General features: G+C 72.5%; 15 protein-coding genes. 12 read left to right on the top strand and 3 right to left on the bottom strand.

Going from position 1 to position 17,746, the window contains the following annotated elements:
* Positions 1-170: 170 nt before the first annotated feature.
* Positions 171-1,364, top strand: a complete 1,194-nt coding sequence (locus ACY34M_RS32610; RefSeq protein ID WP_462722009.1) for a TerD family protein — start codon at positions 171-173, stop codon at positions 1,362-1,364.
* An 18-nt stretch (positions 1,365-1,382) separates the two neighbouring features.
* Here ACY34M_RS32610 and ACY34M_RS32605 read toward each other — a convergent pair whose 3' ends face one another.
* Positions 1,383-2,546, bottom strand: coding sequence for a glycosyltransferase (locus ACY34M_RS32605; RefSeq protein ID WP_462721871.1), 1,164 nt, complete (start codon positions 2,544-2,546; stop codon positions 1,383-1,385).
* A gap of 59 nt (positions 2,547-2,605) precedes the next feature.
* Here ACY34M_RS32605 and ACY34M_RS32600 point away from each other — a divergent pair, with 59 nt between their 5' ends.
* The gene (locus ACY34M_RS32600; protein WP_462721872.1) at positions 2,606-3,430 is read left to right on the top strand and encodes a glutamate racemase; all 825 of its coding nucleotides are present in this window, start codon (positions 2,606-2,608) and stop codon (positions 3,428-3,430) included.
* A 75-nt stretch (positions 3,431-3,505) separates the two neighbouring features.
* Positions 3,506-4,069, top strand: a complete 564-nt coding sequence (locus tag ACY34M_RS32595; RefSeq protein WP_462721873.1) for a hypothetical protein — start codon at positions 3,506-3,508, stop codon at positions 4,067-4,069.
* A 21-nt stretch (positions 4,070-4,090) separates the two neighbouring features.
* On the opposite strand, the gene ACY34M_RS32590 is transcribed toward ACY34M_RS32595, so the two are convergent.
* Positions 4,091-5,101 (bottom strand): O-antigen ligase family protein, encoded by a 1,011-nt coding sequence (locus ACY34M_RS32590; protein WP_462724128.1) that lies wholly within the window; start codon positions 5,099-5,101, stop codon positions 4,091-4,093.
* A gap of 269 nt (positions 5,102-5,370) precedes the next feature.
* Here ACY34M_RS32590 and lnt point away from each other — a divergent pair, with 269 nt between their 5' ends.
* From lnt to ACY34M_RS32570, 4 genes are all read left to right on the top strand, one after another.
* Positions 5,371-6,999: an apolipoprotein N-acyltransferase gene (gene lnt, locus ACY34M_RS32585; protein ID WP_462721875.1), complete on the top strand. Its 1,629-nt coding sequence runs from the start codon at positions 5,371-5,373 to the stop codon at positions 6,997-6,999.
* 51 nt (positions 7,000-7,050) lie between these two features.
* On the top strand, positions 7,051-7,563 hold the full coding sequence (locus ACY34M_RS32580; RefSeq protein ID WP_462721876.1) for an NUDIX hydrolase: 513 nt from the start codon (positions 7,051-7,053) through the stop codon (positions 7,561-7,563).
* 22 nt (positions 7,564-7,585) lie between these two features.
* The gene (locus tag ACY34M_RS32575; RefSeq protein ID WP_462721877.1) at positions 7,586-8,374 is read left to right on the top strand and encodes a 3-hydroxybutyrate dehydrogenase; all 789 of its coding nucleotides are present in this window, start codon (positions 7,586-7,588) and stop codon (positions 8,372-8,374) included.
* 139 nt (positions 8,375-8,513) lie between these two features.
* On the top strand, positions 8,514-10,511 hold the full coding sequence (locus ACY34M_RS32570) for a helix-turn-helix domain-containing protein (RefSeq protein WP_462721878.1): 1,998 nt from the start codon (positions 8,514-8,516) through the stop codon (positions 10,509-10,511).
* 92 nt (positions 10,512-10,603) lie between these two features.
* Here ACY34M_RS32570 and ACY34M_RS32565 read toward each other — a convergent pair whose 3' ends face one another.
* Positions 10,604-11,992: an MFS transporter gene (locus tag ACY34M_RS32565; RefSeq protein WP_462721879.1), complete on the bottom strand. Its 1,389-nt coding sequence runs from the start codon at positions 11,990-11,992 to the stop codon at positions 10,604-10,606.
* Positions 11,993-12,187: 195 nt separating this feature from the next.
* Between ACY34M_RS32565 and ACY34M_RS32560 the strand changes: the two genes are divergently transcribed.
* The 5 genes from ACY34M_RS32560 (at position 12,188) to ACY34M_RS32540 (ending at position 17,632) form a co-directional block, all read left to right on the top strand.
* Positions 12,188-12,616, top strand: a complete 429-nt coding sequence (locus ACY34M_RS32560) for a hypothetical protein (RefSeq protein ID WP_462721880.1) — start codon at positions 12,188-12,190, stop codon at positions 12,614-12,616.
* Between the two features lie 112 nt (positions 12,617-12,728).
* On the top strand, positions 12,729-13,283 hold the full coding sequence (locus tag ACY34M_RS32555; RefSeq protein ID WP_462721881.1) for a DoxX family protein: 555 nt from the start codon (positions 12,729-12,731) through the stop codon (positions 13,281-13,283).
* A gap of 129 nt (positions 13,284-13,412) precedes the next feature.
* Entirely contained in the window at positions 13,413-14,444 is a 1,032-nt protein-coding gene (locus ACY34M_RS32550) for a PHP domain-containing protein (protein WP_462722010.1), read from the top strand.
* Positions 14,445-14,576: 132 nt separating this feature from the next.
* Positions 14,577-15,278, top strand: coding sequence for a hypothetical protein (locus ACY34M_RS32545; protein WP_462721882.1), 702 nt, complete (start codon positions 14,577-14,579; stop codon positions 15,276-15,278).
* Between the two features lie 134 nt (positions 15,279-15,412).
* Positions 15,413-17,632 carry an NADP-dependent isocitrate dehydrogenase gene (locus ACY34M_RS32540; RefSeq protein ID WP_462721883.1) on the top strand — a complete coding sequence of 740 codons (2,220 nt, stop codon included), beginning with the start codon at positions 15,413-15,415 and terminating at the stop codon, positions 17,630-17,632.
* Positions 17,633-17,746 lie beyond the last annotated feature (114 nt).

Below are 17,746 nucleotides of genomic sequence, written 5' to 3'. Positions count from 1 at the left end.
ACTTGGGGAAAACGGTCGTCGCGCGGGGCATTTTTCCTGTAGAGCCCAAGATCCCAAGGGGTTACCGGCGGTTGGCCAGTGATCTTCGAACGGGGCTCTGGGATGTGGAAGGTTGCGGGGAATATGTTGGTCGGTAAGTCGAGGGCCCGGCGTTTGGGGCGGACATGACAATGGGTAAAGGCGCGAATGTCGCCGTGCCGGCTCCGGCCGTACGCGTCGAATTGGGCTGGCGTTCAGGCCCGGGTGTGCCCGACGTCGACGCCTCGGCGCTCCTGCTCGCTTCCGGAAAGGTCCGCTCCGACGCGGACTTCGTCTTCTACAACCAGCCGACGCACACGTCCGGGGCGGTGCGCCACGAGGGCAGGTCCACGGGCGGCGGCGCGATCACCGACACCCTCTTCGTCGACCTCGCGCACGTGGAGCCCGCTGTCGAACGGGTGGTCCTCGCCGCTTCTGCCGACGGAGGAACCTTCGGTCGGGTACCGGGCCTGTACGTCCGCGTCGTCGACGCGGCGGACGGAGTCGAACTCGCCCGCTACGACAGCACGGACGCGACCGTGGAGACGGCCTACGTCCTGGGAGAACTGTACCGCCGTCAGGGAGCCTGGAAGTTCCGCGCGGTGGGCCAGGGCTACGACAGCGGACTCGAAGGCCTCGCGACGGACTTCGGCATCACGGTCGACGAACCGCAGCCGACGCCCCCGCCCGCTGCCACGCCCGCCGCACCGCCCCCGCGCGCGGAGCCCGTACGTCCGGCCAAGGTGACGCTGACGAAGGCTGCCCCGACCGTCTCCCTGGCGAAGCAGGGCGGAACGTCCGGCGCCCTGCGCGTGAACCTCAACTGGCAGGTGCGCAAACAGCTCGGCCGGGCGGGTTGGCGCGGCCGGGACCTCGACCTCGACCTGTGCGCCCTGTACGAACTGGCCGACGGCAGCAAAGGAGTTGTGCAGGCGCTCGGCAACGCCTTCGGGGCGCTGCACCATCCTCCGTACATCCACCTCGACGGCGACGACCGCAGCGGCGGTGTCGCCGGCGGGGAGAACCTGACGATCAATCTCGACCACACGGACGCGTTCCGGCGCATCCTGGTCTTCGTGACCATCTACGAGGGCGCGCGCAGTTTCGCGGACCTCCATGCGACGGTCACGCTGCAACCGGCGCACGGCGCACCGATCGACTTCTCCCTGGACGAGTGCACGGTGTCCTCCACCGTGTGCGCGCTCGCCCTGCTCACGAACAGCGGCGGCGACCTGACCGTGCAGCGCGAGGCCCGCTATCTCGTCCCGGACCGCGGCGTCAGCCCCCAGCGCACCGTGGACCGCGTCTACGGGTGGAACATGAACTGGACGCGGGGCCGCAAGTAGGCAGCCGCGGCGAGGCGTTCACCCCCGCTCGGGCGCCGCGTACGTGCGTCCCTTCCAGGCCGCACCGCGCCCCCTGTAGTGCTGCACCGCGGAATCCACCGTCATCAGGAGGTACAGCAGCGCGGTGAACGGCAGCAGCGGCGCCAGCCACAGCGTCTGCCGGTAGTAGCGCAGCATGGGGACGTACGTTCCCGCCATCAGCGCCCAGGCGAGCGCGCCCAGCAGCGCGGTCGGCGTGCTTCCCGCGACCAGGCCGACGACCAGCGCCGCGGGCGGCACCAGATAGACCAGGGCGAGCCCGAGCACGGTGGCGAGCAGGACCAGCGGGTTGTGCCGCAACTGCGCGTACGCGCTGCGCGACACCATCCGCCACAGGTCCGAGAGGCGCGGATACGGCCGCACGCTGTCGACGCGCTCGGCCAGGCCCAGCCAGATGCGCCCGCCCGAGCGCTTCACGGCCCGCGCGAGCGACACGTCGTCGATGACCGCCTGCCGGATCGCGTCCGGGATCCGCGCCCGCTCGGCCGCCTCGGTGCGCAGCAGGACGCAGCCGCCCGCAGCGGCGGCCGTGCGCGAGCCCTGCCGGGCGATCCGGCGGAACGGGTACAGCTGCGCGAAGAAGTACACGAACGCGGGCACGACCAGCCGCTCCCAGACGCTCGCCACCCGCAGCCGGGCCATCTGCGAGACCAGGTCGAAGCCGCCGGTGCGGGCCGCCGCCACCAACTCCCGCAGGCTGTCCGGCTCATGCGCGATGTCGGCGTCCGTCAGGAGCAGGAACTCGGGGTCACGCGCGCGTGCCAGGCCGATGCCGTGCCGCACCGCCCACAGCTTCCCGGTCCAGCCCGCGGGCGGTTCGCCCGGCGAGTCGACCGTGAGGGGAAGCCCGCCGAACCGGTCCGAGAGGGTCCGCGCCACCTCGCCCGTGCCGTCCGAGCTGCCGTCGTCCACCAGGAAGATCTCCGCCCGCCCCGGATAGTCCTGGGCGAGCAGCGACGGAAGGCTGTCGGGCAGCACCTCCGCCTCGTCGCGTGCGGGCACCACGACGCACACGTCCGGCCAGCTCGCGGGCTCAGTGCGGGGCGGCAGGCGCAGGTCCGTACGCCAGAAGAAGCCCTGGCACAGCAGCAGCCACAGCCATGCGGCGAGCGAGGCCGCGGTGATCCACACAACGACGTCCATCCGCCGCAGTCTGCCCCACCGGCAGGGGCATTGTCGGACTCATCGTCTATGGTTTTGGCGTGAAGATCGCGCTGATGGACTCGGGAATCGGACTGCTCGCGGCCGCCGCCGCGGTACGGCGACTGCGCCCTGACGCCGACCTCGTGCTCTCCTCCGCCCCGGAGACGATGCCCTGGGGCCCGCGCACGCCCGAGGACGTCACCGAGCGCGCGCTCGCCGTCGCCGAGGCGGCCGCCGCGCACGCCCCGGACGCGCTGATCATCGCCTGCAACACCGCCTCCGTGCACGCGCTGCCCACGGTGCGCGCCCGTCTCGAGCCGCAGATCCCGGTCATCGGCACCGTCCCCGCGATCAAGCCCGCCGCCGCGGGCGGCGGCCCGGTCGCCATCTGGGCCACGCCCGCGACCACCGGCAGCCCCTACCAGCAGGCGCTGATCCGGGACTTCGGAGGCGGTGCGCAGATCACCGAGGTGCCCTGCCCCGGCCTCGCCGACGCGGTGCAGTGGGCCGACGAGGAGGGCATCGACCGGGCCATCGAGGCCGCGGCCGCCCTCACTCCCCGTGACGTAAGGGCCGTCGTCCTGGGCTGCACCCATTACGAGCTGGTCGCTGAGCGCATCCGCGCCGCCGTGCAGCAGCCGGACGCGGAGCCTTCCCCAAGCTCTCAACAGAGTTCGAGCAGGGGAGACCCCGTTGCCCTGCACAGCAGCGCGGGCGCCGTCGCCGCGCAGGCGCTGCGCCGGATCGGCGAGGCCCCGCAGGCCGAGCCGGGCACGCGCGGCCGGCTCACCGTCCTGCTGGGCGGCCGGGAGGAGACGCTGCCCGAGGAGGCGCTCGCCTACGCGGAGGGCCGTGACCTGAGGGCGCTGAGCCACGCGGGCTGAGCGCCCGCCCCGCCCCGCCTGCTCGCGCGCCGCAAGGCCGTGCCGTCCCCGCGGAACATGAGTAGGCTCGAGTGCATGAGGGAACACGCCCCCGACGAGCACTCGAGGCGGCACTCTTCCGCCCACGCGACCGACATCTGGACCGGCCGCGCACGCAACCGTGTGCAGTGGCTCCTCGCCTGTGGCGGGCTCGCCTGCCTGGCCCTGGGCATCGAGCTGGCCGTGGACAACTCGTGGGCGTCCGGCATACTCGCCCTGGCCATGTCCGTGGTCGGCCTGATCGCCGTGGGCCTGCTCATCCTGTTCGGCACCCTCGCGTTCCTCCATGTCGCCGTGAAGGTCGACAAGGACCACCTCGAAGTGCGCTGCGGCCACGTCGGCCTGCCGCGCCGCCGCATCCCGCTCGCCCAAGTGGTCGAGGCGGACTTCGCGCCCAGCGTCACGCCCCGGCAGTGGGGCGGCTGGGGCTACCGCTGGCGTCCGGAGATCGGCACGGCCGTGGTGGTGCGGCGCGGCGAGGGCGTGGTGCTCAGGCTCGGTGACGGCCGCCAGTTCACGGTGACCGTCGACGACGCGGAGAGCGCGGTGCGGCACATCCGTGACCGCCTGAAACCGACCGCGGCCGGACCGGCCGTCTGAGCCAGGTCCAGGCCCATCCGTTCAGTCGCGGCCGTCCCGGAGGAATTCCGGGGCGGCCGCGTCGTCGTCCGGCGGCCCGTCCGTGAGCGGCTGCGCGGTGGCGATCCCGGCGAGCAGGCCGACACCGGCCGTCACGGTGGTGAAGCTGAGCGCGTTGCCGAGCGTCGCCATCACGGCCACCGCCGTCAGAGCCGCTCCCGCCGCGAGCACCACCTGCGTCGGACGCGTGGAGCGCATGAGGAGGTACAGCAGCCAGCAGTAGGCCGTCGCGAGCAGCAGCACGCCGATCAGACCCTGCTCGGCCGCCATCTGGAGGACGGCGGAGTGCGGCTTGCCGTCGGAGATCGGGGACTGCGCGAGCGTCGGACTCAGGTCCTCGAAACGCCCGGGTCCCGCGCCCAGACCGGGGTGGCCCTCGGCGAGGCGTACCGCGTCGCGCCACAACAGGATCCGCCGCCGCGAGAGCCACGTCTCCAGGGAGGCCGTCGGACCGGCGGGCAGGGCGTCCTTGGCGAGCGCCACACAGAGGCCGGCCACCACCGCCGTAGCGATGCCGAGGCCCGCCAGGCCGAGCGCCCGGCTCCGTAGGTGGGTCGCCGCGAGCGAGCACAGGACGACGCCCGCGCACACCATGCCACCGGCCGGCGAGTCGACGACGGCGGCCACCAGCACGCCGGCCGCCGCCAGGATGTGCAGCGCGTCCCGAAGCACCCGCCGCCGCGCCGCCCCGGCCGCACAGCACAGCGCCCCCGCCGACAGGGCGAGCAGCGCCGCGGTCGCGCCGACCCGGCCCAGCGGCGTCACGACGTCCGGTGCGGGGGCCGCGTACGGGGCGGTGAGCGCGAGGCACAGGCTGCCGAGCCCGACCGCGCAGGCCGAGGCGACCGGGACGAGCGCTCCGCCGATGCGTCCGCACGCGTACCCCGCGATCACGGCGAGCACCGCCAGGAGCACGCCTTCCGGCCTGCCCGCGTGCACGGTCGCGCTGATCAGCGACCAGGCCGCACAACACCCGAGAACCGCCACCCCCACGGCGTCCGAGGCACCACGGCGCCGACGCGGCGCACCGTCCGTGCCCGCGTCCGCGGACCACCCCGCCGTACCCACCCGTCGCCCCCCGACGTAGACGGGCCCCTGGGCGCGAGGCCTGAGGCGGCCGCGTCGTCAGGGACTGGGCACACGGTAACGGCTGGTGGGCCGCGGCGGGCCTGTGTTGTACAGGAACGTTGCGCCTGGCGGCGGAAGCGGGGCCGCGCCGACCGGCATGCCGGAGTGACAGGGGCGCGCCGTACACTCCCCGAGTGACCGCCACCGCACCTCCCGTAGCCCCGTCGGACGAGCCGGCAGGCACGTCCGGTCGCCGCTCCCACCTGCGACGGTTCGCGCCGCTCGCGCTCGCGGTGATCGCCGGGCTGCTCCTGTACGGGAGCTTCCCGCCGCGTGAGCTCCCGTGGCTCGCGCCGATCTCCTTCGCGCTGTTCGGCATGGCCCTGTACGGGCGGCGGTTGCGAGCGGGCTTCGGACTCGGCCTGGCCTTCGGGCTCGCCTACCTGGTGCCGCTGCTGTCCTGGACCGGGGTCGACGTCGGGCCGCTGCCCTGGCTGGCGCTCGCCGCCGCGGAGGCGCTGCTCGTCTCGCTCGCGGGCATGGGCATCGCCTACGTGTCGCGCCTCAGGCTGTGGCCGCTGTGGGCCAGTGGCGTCTGGATCGCGTCCGAGGCGCTTCGCGCGCGTGCCCCGTTCAGCGGATTCCCGTGGGGGAAGGTCGCGTTCGGGCAGCCCAGTGGGGTGTTCCTGCCGCTCGCGTCGCTGGGCGGCACCCCGCTGCTCGGCTTCGGCGTGGTCCTGTGCGGCTTCGGGCTCGGAGCCCTCGCCCTGCGCGTCAGGGCGGTGCGCAAGGCGTCGTCCGGCGAGGAAACGCCGCCCAAGGGCGCGTCCTACCTGAAGGACAAGGGGATCGCCGCCGCGGCCGCGTTCACCGTCGCCCCCCTCGTCGCCGGAGCTGCCGCGATGCCCTTCGTGGCGACCTCCGCCGAGGCCGGCACCGCGCGCGTGGCGCTCATCCAGGGCAACGTGCCGCGCATGGGCCTCGACTTCAACGCCCAGCGCCGCGCCGTCCTCGACTACCACGTGCGCGAGACCATGAAGCTCGCCGCGAAGATCAAGTCGGGGCAGGTGAAGCGCCCGGACCTGGTGCTGTGGCCCGAGAACTCCTCGGACATCGACCCGTACGTCAACCAGGACGCCTACGACGAGATCACCAAGGCCGCGCAGGCGGTCGGGGCGCCCATCTCGGTGGGCGCGGTGGTGACCGGCGAGGACGGCACGCCGCGCAACCGGCTCATCCAGTGGGACCCCAAGACCGGCCCCGGCGCCGTCTACGACAAGCGGCACCTTCAGCCCTTCGGCGAGTACATGCCGTACCGGAGCTTCTTCCGGATCTTCAGCAAGGACGTCGACCGGGCGGGCAACTTCGTACCCGGCAAGAAGCCCGTCGTCTTCGACATGTCGGGCACCGAGATCGGCAACATCACCTGCTACGAGGCCGCGTTCGACGACACGGTGCGCGACCAGGTCCGCGAGGGCGCGCAGATCCTGTCCGTGCCGAGCAACAACGCGACGTTCGAGCGCAGCCAGATGACCTACCAGCAGCTCGCCATGGACCGGGTGCGGGCCGTCGAGCACGGCCGGGCCGTGATGGTCCCGGTCACCAGCGGGGTCAGCGCCGTGATCCGGGCCGACGGCTCCATCGCGCAGCAGACCGGCATGTTCGAGCCGGCCACGCTGCTCGCCGACGTCCCCAAGCGCACGTCGCAGACGCTCGCCACGCGCGCGGGCGTGTGGCCCGAGGTGCTGCTCGTGGCCATCGGTGTCGGAGGCCTCGGCCTGGCCGTCGTGCGGGCGCGCGCGGGCCGGCGCTCGGACGGCTGACGACGACTGTGGCCTGCCGGTTCGTTGGGACGTACAGGTAGGCTCGCCGACATGGCGACTCCTGAATTCATCCGTACGATCCGGGCCTCCGCGGGCCACCAGCTGCTGCTTCTGCCGGGGGTCAGTGCCGTCGTCTTCGACGACGAGGACCGGGTCCTGCTCGGGCGGCGCGCCGACACCGGCAGCTGGTCGATCATCGGCGGGATCCCCGAGCCGGGCGAGCAGCCCGCGGACGTCGCCGTGCGCGAGGTCTACGAGGAGACCGGCGTCGAGTGCGTCGTCGAGAGGGTCGTACTGGTGCAGGCCCTGGAACCGATCACGTACCCCAACGGCGACCATTGCCAGTTCATGGACACGTCCTTCCGCTGCCGGGCCACCGGCGGCGAGGCGCGCGTCAACGACGACGAGTCGCTGGAGGTCGCCTGGTTCGCCCTGGACGCGCTGCCGCCGCTGGGGGAGTTCGCGCTGTTCCGGATCAAGCAGGCCCAGTCGGAGGGACCCACATGGTTCGAGACCATGACCGAGCGCGGAAGTATGGGGGCCGCCCACATCGGGCGGCGCTGATCACCTGCCTAGGGTGCCAGTCATGACGCCGCGCACCCCGCTGACCACACCCGCCGCCCCCGATCTCGACCTCGGCGGCCGCACCGCACTCGTCACCGGCGCCGCCAGTGGCATCGGCCGGGCCTGCGCCCTGCGGCTCGCCGCGGCGGGCGCCAAGGTGAAGGCGGTGGACCGGGACGCGGCCGGACTCGAGACGCTGGCCGAGGACGCGGCCGGCATCGAGCCGTGCGCCCTGGACCTGACCGACCTCGACGCCGCGGAGGCGGCGGCGGCCGGCACCGACGTTCTCGTGAACAACGCCGGGATCCAACTGGTCCGGCCCATCGAGGAGTTCCCACCCGAGGTCTTCCACACCGTGCTGACCGTGATGCTGGAGGCCCCGTTCCGGCTGCTGCGCGGCGCGCTGCCGCACATGTACGGGCAGGGCTGGGGCCGGATCGTGAACGTGTCGTCGGTGCACGGCCTGCGGGCCTCCGCGTACAAGTCCGCGTACGTCGCCGCGAAGCACGGGCTCGAGGGCCTGTCGAAGACGGCCGCGCTGGAAGGGGCTCCGCACGGCGTGACCTCGAACTGTGTGAACCCCGGCTATGTGCGTACGCCGCTCGTCGAGCAGCAGGTCGCCGACCAGGCCGCCGCGCACGGCATCCCCGAGGAGCGGGTGCTCAGCGAGGTGATGCTGCAGGACAGCGCGATCAAGCGGCTCATCGAGCCCGCCGAGGTGGCCGAGGCCGTCGCGTACCTGTGCGCGCCGCAGGCCTCGTTCATGACCGGTACGTCCCTCGTGCTCGACGGCGGCTGGTCCGCGCACTGACCCTGCCCGCCGTTCGCTGGGAGTCGGGTGCTTTCGTGCGGAATCGTGGTCACTCGGCCGGGTGACCGCGATGTCGTGACGAGCCGAGTTGTCCACAGGGCTGGCAGGCCCGACCGTTCGACGGGTAATCCTGGTCTGCATGTCGCGCCACCAACCGCACTCAGCCGCCGCCTTCGGACCGGTGACCACCGAGGACCCGCAGGCCCCGTTCCTGGAACTGCTCGCCAGGGGCGCCTCCGCCGATGCCTTCGAGCAGCCCGTGCTGCTCGCGCGGGCCGAGGGCGCGACGCCCGAGCGGATAGCGGCGCTCGAGGCGGCGAAGGCGCTCGCGCTGCGCGTGTGCGCCGACATGGCGGGCCGACGGCGCCGCGAGGCGGAGCTGTCCGCACTGTTCGAGACCGCCCACGACCTGGCCGGCCTGCGCGATCTGGACGCGGTGCTGCAGGCCATCGTCCAGCGGGCCCGCTCACTGCTCGGCACGGACGTCGCCTATCTGACGCTGAACGACCCGGTCAGGGGCGACACCTACATGCGGGTCACCGAAGGTTCGGTCGCGGCGCGCTTCCAGCAGCTGCGCCTCGGCATGGGGGAGGGCCTCGGCGGGCTCGTCGCACAGACCGCGCGACCGTACGTCACCGACAACTACGGGCAGGACGTGCGCTTCCAGCACACCCGCACCATCGACGCGGGCGTCGGGGACGAGGGGCTCGTCGCGATCCTCGGCGTGCCGCTGATGCTCGGAGCGCAGGTGATCGGCGTGCTGTTCGCCTCCGACCGGCGCGCGCGGGTCTTCGAGCGCGAGGAGATCGCCCTGCTCGGCTCGTTCGCCGCGCTCGCCGCCGCGGCCATCGACACCGCGAACCTGCTCACCGAGACCCGGCAGGCACTCGGCGAGCTGGAGCGGGCCAACGAGATCATCCGGGACCGCAGCGGGGTCATCGAGCGTGCATCCGACGTGCACGACCGGCTCGCCGAGCTGGTGCTGCGTGGCGGGGGAGTGCACGACGTGGCCGCGGCCGTCTCCCAGGTCCTGGACGGCACGGTGGAGTTCACCGATACGGAAGCCGGCTCCGACTCCGGCTCCGACTCTGGCTCCGACTCCGGATCCGATTCCGACTCCGCCATCGACGCGGCGCCCGGCCGCGCCCTCGAAGCGTCCCGCGCCGACGGACACGCGGTGCGGCACCGGGACGACTGGGTCGCGGCCGTCGCCGCCGGGGGCGAGCTGCTCGGCGCCCTCGTGCTGCGCGGCCACCCGGACCTCGACCCCGTCGACCAGCGCACCCTGGAGCGGGCCGCCATGGTCACCTCGCTGCTGCTGCTCGCCCGGCGCTCCGCGGCCGAGGCCGAACAGCAGGTACGGGGCGAGCTGTTGGACGACCTGCTGGACGGGCGCGACCGCGATCCGCGACTGCTGCGCGAGAGAGCGGAGCGGCTGCACGCCGACCTCGACGCGAGCCATGTGGTGCTCGCCGCCCGCCTGGAAAGCGCCGGTGACGCCGAGCAGGAGGCCGCCGCGCGCCGCCGACTGTCGTCCGCGGCCAACCATCTGGCGGCGACCCGGCGCGGACTCGCCGCCGCGCGGGACGGCGGCACCGTCCTGCTGCTCCCGGCGCACACCACGGGCACGTCCGAGCTGGCGTCCCACATCGCGGGGCGGCTCTCCGAGGCGGTCCACGAGAGCGTCACCGTGGGCGCCTCGGCCCCGGTCGCCGACCTGGCCGAGCGGACCGAGAGAGCGGCCGCCGCGTACGCCGAGGCGCGGCGCTGCCTCGACGCGCTGCGGCTGCTCGGCCGGGCGGGACAGGGCGCGGCGGCCGAGGACTTCGGCTTCCTCGGGCTGCTGCTCGCCGACACCCGGGACGTCACGGGGTTCGTCGACCGCACGATCGGCGAGGTCGTCACCTACGACGAGCGCAGAGGCACCGACCTGCTGCGCACCCTCGACGCCTACTTCGCGTCCGGCATGAGCCCGGCCCGTACGAAGGACGCGCTGCACGTGCACGTGAACACGGTCGCGCAGCGCCTGGAGCGGATAGGCCGGCTCCTCGGCGAGGACTGGCAGACACCGGAGCGCGCCTTGGAGATCCAACTGGCTCTGCGGCTGCACCGGTTGGCGGCCCCGGGCATGGCCTGACCCCGTCCGCGGGGGCGGACGGGGTCAGGCGGGCCGAAGCCTCGACTGCCGGGGGGCTCCGGGGTGCCGAAGGCCCCTGCACCGAGCCTCGGTCAGACGCGGTGGACCTTGGCCGACCGGTCGCTCTGCGCCACGCCGCCCGTGGCCTCGGGCTCGATGTCGGCCAGGTCGCGGTGCCGGGTCTCCTTCGCCACGCCGACGGCGATCAGCGTCAGGAGTGCGGCGGCGATGACGTAGAGGGAGATCGGGGTCGAGGAGTCGTACTCGGCCAGCAGGGCCGTCGCGATGAGCGGGGCGGGTGCGCCCGCCGCTACCGAGGCGAACTGCGCGCCGATCGACGCCCCGGAGTACCGCATCCGGGTCGCGAACATCTCGGAGAAGAACGCGGCCTGCGGAGCGTACATGGCGCCGTGCAGCACCAGTCCGACGGTCACGGCGAGGAGCAGGCTCCCGAAGTCCGCCGAGTCGATGAGGGAGAAGAACGGGAACATCCACAGGCCGACGCCCGCCGCGCCCAGCAGATACACGGGCCTGCGGCCGATCCGGTCGGACAGGGCGCCCCAGGCGGGGATCACGGCGAAGTGCACGGCGGACGCGATGAGCACGGCGTTCAGCGCGGTCTGCTTGGAGACGCCGGCCGAGGTGGTGGCGTACACGAGGATGAAGGCGGTGATGACGTAGTAGCTGATGTTCTCGGCCATGCGGGCGCCGATGGCGACCAGGACGTCGCGCCAGTGGTGCCGCAGGACCGCGACCAGCGGCAGCTTCTCCACGGTGTCGGCGGCGGCCGCCTTGCGGGCCTCGGCTTGGGCCAACGCCTGCTTGAAGACGGGGGATTCATCGACGGAGAGACGTATCCACAGGCCCACGAGCACGAGCACGCCGGAGAGGAGGAACGGGATCCGCCAGCCCCAGTCGGTGAACGCGGAGTCCGAGAGCAGTGCGGTCAGCGCCGAGAGCACGCCGGTCGCGAGGAGCTGGCCCGCGGGCGCGCCCGTCTGCGGCCAGGAGGCCCAGAAGCCGCGGCGCCGTGCGTCGCCGTGTTCGGAGACGAGGAGCACCGCGCCGCCCCACTCGCCGCCGAGGGCGAAGCCCTGGACGAGGCGGAGCACGGTGAGCAGCACGGGCGCGGCGGTGCCGACGGTCGCGTGGGTCGGCAGCAGGCCGATGGCGAAGGTGGCGCCGCCCATCATGAGCAGGCTCACCACCAGGAGCTTCTTGCGGCCGAGCCGGTCGCCGTAGTGCCCGAAGACGAGCGCGCCCAGCGGACGGGCGGCGAAGCCGACGGCGTAGGTCAGGAAGGAGAGGAGGGTGCCGACCAGGGGGTCGGACTCGGGGAAGAAGAGCTTGTTGAAGACGAGCGCCGCGGCGCTGCCGTAGAGGAAGAAGTCGTACCACTCGATCGTGGTGCCTATGAGACTCGCCGCGACAATGCGCTTGAGGTTTCCAGGCGTTGGTGGAGCGGTTGCTGCGGAGGCCATGTGCACCACTTCCAGGCGTTGGTGGGGACGTGCGTGTGCTGGCACAAGGTAGGAAGACGCAGGTCAGCGGCACATGTGGTGGGACACCATACTTTCGGGCCCGACTGTGGCCGTTGGGCACTGAATCCCGGTCCACCAGCCGTGAGTTGGGAGGGCCCCGGGTTTGCGTCGACCGCCTTGGGCTAACCGGGATCTATGAGTGAACCGAACAAGGGAACGGACAAGCAGAACGAGGCGATGCAGCGGAAGGCCGCTTCCAAGGCGCGGGAGAGCGCCGACGAGGCGACCGCTCCCGTGGGCCGCGCCGCCAAGACGGCCGAGAGCAAGGCCGACAGCAAGGCCGACGAGACGGCCTCGGCCGTTCAGCAGGGCGCCGAGCGGGCTGCCGAGGGCGCCGAGCGGGCCACCAAGGGTGCGGCCGCCGCGGTGAGCACCGCTGCCGAGGGCGTCGAGGCCGGTCGGCAGGCAGCCGTGGCCGCGACAGGGCAGGTCGCCTCCGTGGCACGGACGGCATGGACCGCGCTGGCCCACCGGAAGGCGTTGGCCATGGGGGTCGGGGCCGGCGTCACCGCCGTCGGCGCGGCGTCGTACGCGGCGGGGCGCCGCGCGGGTCGGCACTCGTAGGGACCGCCCGTAGCGCCCGTCGCCCGTGCGGCGGGCGGCCGAAAGGGCCGCGGCCTCGGTGTTTTGTGCCGGTACGGGAGTGAGTGCGCCGAGTCGGGGAACGCGAGGACGCATGGCCGTACTGAGGAAATGCGCACGTCCGATGCTCGCCTCCGTCTTCGTCGCCGGCGGGCTGTCCACCGTCCGCGCCCCGGAGAACGTGGCGCCCGCCGCTGAACCGGTGGCCGTCCCCGTGGCCTCCCGAGTGCCACGGTTGCCGGAGGACCCCGAGCAGCTGGTCCGGATCAACGGCGCCGTGCACATCGGCGCGGGGCTGCTGCTCGCGGCCGGGATCGCCCCGAGGGTGGCCGCGCTGGCCCTCGCCGGGACGCTCGTGCCGACCACGCTGGCCGGACACGCCTGGTGGAAGGAGAAGGACCCCGAGCAACGCGCTCAGCAGCGCACCCAGTTCCTGAAGAACATCTCCCTGATGGGCGGGCTGCTCATCGCGGCGGCCGACACCCATGGCAAGCCGTCGCTCGCCTACCGGACCCGCGGCGCCGCCGCGAGCGGACGCTCGTCGGCCCGCCGCGCGCGCCGCGACGCGGTCAAGGGCCTGCACGGCGCGGCCGACAGCGTGCGCGCCCTTCCCGCGCAGGCCCAGAAGGCGGTGGGCGAGCGCTTCTGAGGCACCCGGCACCGCGTCGCTCCCGGGGCCGCCACGGGTGCCGGTCACCGGATCGTGCGCCACGCTGGACACGTACGCGGGAACAGGCGCGGCGTACGTGGACGCACGTGGAGGTGGCCGGGAGTGGCGATGGAGCCCGTGCGGGCGCTGGAGCGGATCGCTTTCCTGCTGGAGCGGGACGGCGCGCCCACCTACCGTGTGCGCGCCTTCCGCACCGCCGCGCGTGTGATCGCCGACCTGGACGCGGCCGAGGTCGCGCGGCGCGCCGCCGCCGGCTCCCTGGAGACGCTCAAGGGCATCGGCCCCAAGACCGCCGCCGTCGTCCGCGAGGCGGCGGCGGGCCGGGTCCCGGAGTACCTCACACAGCTTGAGGACGAGCTGGCCCGCACGGTTCCGGTGGAGGGCGACGCGGGCGCCGCGCTGCGGGCGCTGCTGCGCGGCGACTGCCATCTGCACTCCGACTGGTCGGACGGCGGCAGCCCGATCGAGGACATGGGCCGCGCGGCCCGCGAGCTCGGCCACGAGTGGGCGGTGCTCACCGACCACTCGCCGCGCCTGAAAGTGGCCCGCGGACTGTCGCCGCAGCGGCTGCGCGAGCAGTTGGACGTGGTGGCGGGACTCAACGCGAGCTGGGCGCCGTTCCGCCTGCTCACCGGAATCGAGTGCGACATCCTCGACGACGGATCGCTCGACCAGGAGCCCGAACTGCTCGACCGCCTCGACGTGGTCGTCGTCTCGGTCCACTCCAAGCTGCGGATGGACGCCGCCGCGATGACCCGCCGCCTCGTCACCGCCGTCGGCAACCCGCACGCCGACATCCTGGGCCACTGCACCGGCCGCCTGGTCACCGGCAAGGGCCGCCCCGAGTCGCAGTTCGACGCCGACGAGGTGTTCGCCGCCTGCGCGGCCGCCGGCACCGCCGTGGAGATCAACAGCCGTCCCGAACGGCTCGACCCGCCCCGCCGCCTGCTGCGCAAGGCGGTCGAGGCCGGCACCCTGTTCGCCGTCGACACCGACGCCCACGCCCCCGGCCAGCTCGACTGGCAGCTCTTCGGCTGCGCCCGCGCCGAGGAGTGCGGGGTTCCCGCGGAGCGGGTCGTGACCACGTGGTCGGCCGCGAAGTTGCTTGACTGGACCGGCGGGGGCCACGGGGGCTGGTGACGCCGCCCGGGCTCAAAAGATCGGGGCTCTGCCCCGGACCCCGCTGCTCAATCGCCGCAGGGGCTTGAGCAGCGGAACCGAACGGCTGGTCGGCCTCGTGTCCCTATATGTCGGGCGGCAACGGGGGGCGTCGTGCAGATCATCGAAGTGACCGGATACGCCATACGTTCCGCCGTGATCACCATGCGGCGGAGCGGGACGCCGCTGGAGTTCGTGCTCTTCCCGATGCTGCACATCGCGTCGCCGACGTTCTACACGCAGGTCCGGCTCCGGCTGCGGGAGTGCGACCTCGTCGTCATGGAGGGAGTCCGCGGGAAGTCGGCCGTGGTGAGCACCCTTACGCTCGCCTACCGCTTCGCCCCGCGCAGGAGCCGCAACGGACTGCAGGAGCAGGCCGACGCCCGGCTGCTCCCGGAGGGTGTGCCCGTCGTCCACCCGGACGTGACCGCGGCGGAGGCGGCCGCCGACCTGAAGGCGCTGCCGCGCTGGAGATATCTGCCGCTGCTGGTCGCGGCGCCCCTGATGGGCCTGGTCTTCGCGCTGCGCGGACCGCGCGCCTTCCTCGACGAGGACCTGGCCCTCGACGATCTGCCGACGACGCTGCGGGCGGAACTGCTGGCCGACGATCCGCTCGCGCACGCCCTGACGGACCGCCGCGACCGGCGGCTCCTCGACGCGCTCGGCGCGATCCATGCCGAGCGGCACGCCGAGCGGATACGGGTCGCCGTCGTCTACGGAGCCGGGCACGTCCCGGCGATCGCGGCCGGACTGCGGGAGCGCCACGGGTACCGGCCGCGCGACGCGGAGTGGCTCACCGTCTGCGTCCCGGAGTGAGCCACCGGCCGGATCGCCCACGATCTTGGCGGGCGCACCCCTTTCGAATCCTGGTCGAGGACGAGATATCTTGATGTCGAGCAATCCGATACAAGACTGCAGACGACGTGGAAGACGTGGAAGCGGAGCACCCGGTGACTGACTCGACCATCATTTACACGCACACAGACGAGGCCCCGGCCCTCGCGACGTATTCCTTCCTGCCGGTCATCGAGGCCTACGCGTCCACCGCCGGTGTCGGCGTCGAGACCCGTGACATCTCCCTGGCCGGGCGCATCCTCGCCCAGTTCCCGGAGTACCTGACCGAGGAACAGCGCGTCCCGGACGCCCTCGCCGAGCTCGGCGAGCTGGCCAAGACGCCGCAGGCCAACATCATCAAGCTGCCGAACATCTCGGCCTCGGTCTCGCAGCTCAAGGCCGCCATCGAAGAGCTGCGCGAGCACGGCTACGCGCTCCCGGCCTACCCGGACGAGCCGAAGACCGACGAGGAGCGCGAGGTCGGCGCCCGCTACGACAAGGTCAAGGGCTCGGCCGTCAACCCGGTCCTGCGCGAGGGCAACTCCGACCGCCGCGCCCCCGCCTCGGTGAAGAACTACGCCAAGGCCCACCCGCACCGCATGGGCGCCTGGACCGCCGAGTCCAAGACGAACGTCGCGACCATGGGTGAGAACGACTTCCGCTCGACCGAGAAGTCCACCGTCATCCCGGCCGACGACAAGCTGAAGATCGAGCTCGTCGCCGACAACGGCACCACCACCGTGCTGCGCGAGTCCGTACCGGTCCTCGCCGGTGAGGTCGTCGACGCCTCCGTGCTGCACGTCGCGCCGCTGCGCGAGTTCCTCACCGCGCAGATCGCCCGCGCCAAGGAAGAGGGCGTGCTCTTCTCCGCGCACCTCAAGGCCACGATGATGAAGGTCTCCGACCCGATCATCTTCGGTCACGTCGTGCGCGCCTTCTTCCCGGAGACCTTCGCCCGCTTCGGCGCCGACCTGGCCGCCGCCGGCCTCTCCCCGAACGACGGTCTGGGCGGCATCTACAAGGGCCTCGAGACGCTCTCGAACGGCGCCGAGATCAAGGCGTCCTTCGACGCCGAGCTGGCCGCCGGTCCGGACCTCGCCATGGTCGACTCGCACCGCGGCATCACCAACCTGCACGTGCCGTCCGACGTCATCATCGACGCCTCCATGCCCGCGATGATCCGTACGTCCGGCCACATGTGGAACAAGGACGACCAGGAGCAGGACACCCTCGCGGTGATCCCGGACTCCTCGTACGCCGGTGTCTACCAGGCCGTCATCGACGACTGCCGCGCCAACGGCGCCTTCGACCCGTCGACCATGGGCACCGTCCCGAACGTCGGCCTCATGGCGCAGAAGGCCGAGGAGTACGGCTCGCACGACAAGACCTTCGAGATCAAGGCCACCGGCACCGTCCGTCTGGTCAACCAGGCCGGCGACGTCGTCCTGGAGCAGCAGGTCTCCGAGGGCGACATCTTCCGCGCCTGCCAGACCAAGGACGCCCCGATCAAGGACTGGGTCAAGCTCGCCGTCACGCGCGCCCGCGCCACCGGCGACCCGGCCGTGTTCTGGCTGGACGAGGGCCGCGCCCACGACGCCCAGCTGATCAAGAAGGTCGAGCAGTACCTGCCGGAGTTCGACACCGAGGGCCTGGACATCCGTGTCATGTCCCCGGAGGACGCCACCAAGCTGTCCGTCGAGCGCATCCGCCAGGGCCTGAACACCATCTCGGTCACCGGCAACGTGCTGCGCGACTACCTGACCGACCTCTTCCCGATCCTGGAGCTGGGCACCAGCGCCAAGATGCTGTCGGTCGTCCCGCTGATGAACGGCGGAGGCCTCTTCGAGACGGGCGCCGGCGGCTCCGCCCCGAAGCACGTCCAGCAGCTCGTCAAGGAGAACTACCTGCGCTGGGACTCCCTCGGTGAGTTCCTCGCCCTGGCCGTCTCCTTCGAGCACCTCGCCACCTCCACGGACAACGCCCGTGCGAAGGTCCTCGGCGAGACCCTGGACCGCGCCACCGGCACCTTCCTCAACGAGGACAAGTCGCCGACCCGTCGCCTCGGCGGCATCGACAACCGCGGCAGCCACTTCTACGTCGCCCTGTACTGGGCCCAGGAGCTGGCCAAGCAGACCGAGGACGCCGAGCTGGCCAAGGCCTTCGGCCCGCTCGCCGAGAAGCTCACGGCGAACGAGCAGAAGATCGTCGACGAGCTGATCGCCGTCCAGGGCTCCCCGGCCGACATCGGCGGCTACTACCAGCCCGACTCGGCCAAGGCCGACAAGGTCATGCGCCCGTCGCAGACGCTGAACGAGACGCTGGCCACGCTCGCCTGATCCCGTTCGCCCGAAGCTCCGCCCCGGTCGGCACCTGCCGACCGGGGCGGAGCTGTTCACGGAGCGCGGAAGGCCCCGATTTGACGCTCTTCCTACGCCCTGACCTGGGTAGGG

Source organism: Streptomyces sp. EDA2-14 (assembly GCF_054963755.1).
This window is presented reverse-complemented; position numbering and strand designations above follow the sequence as displayed.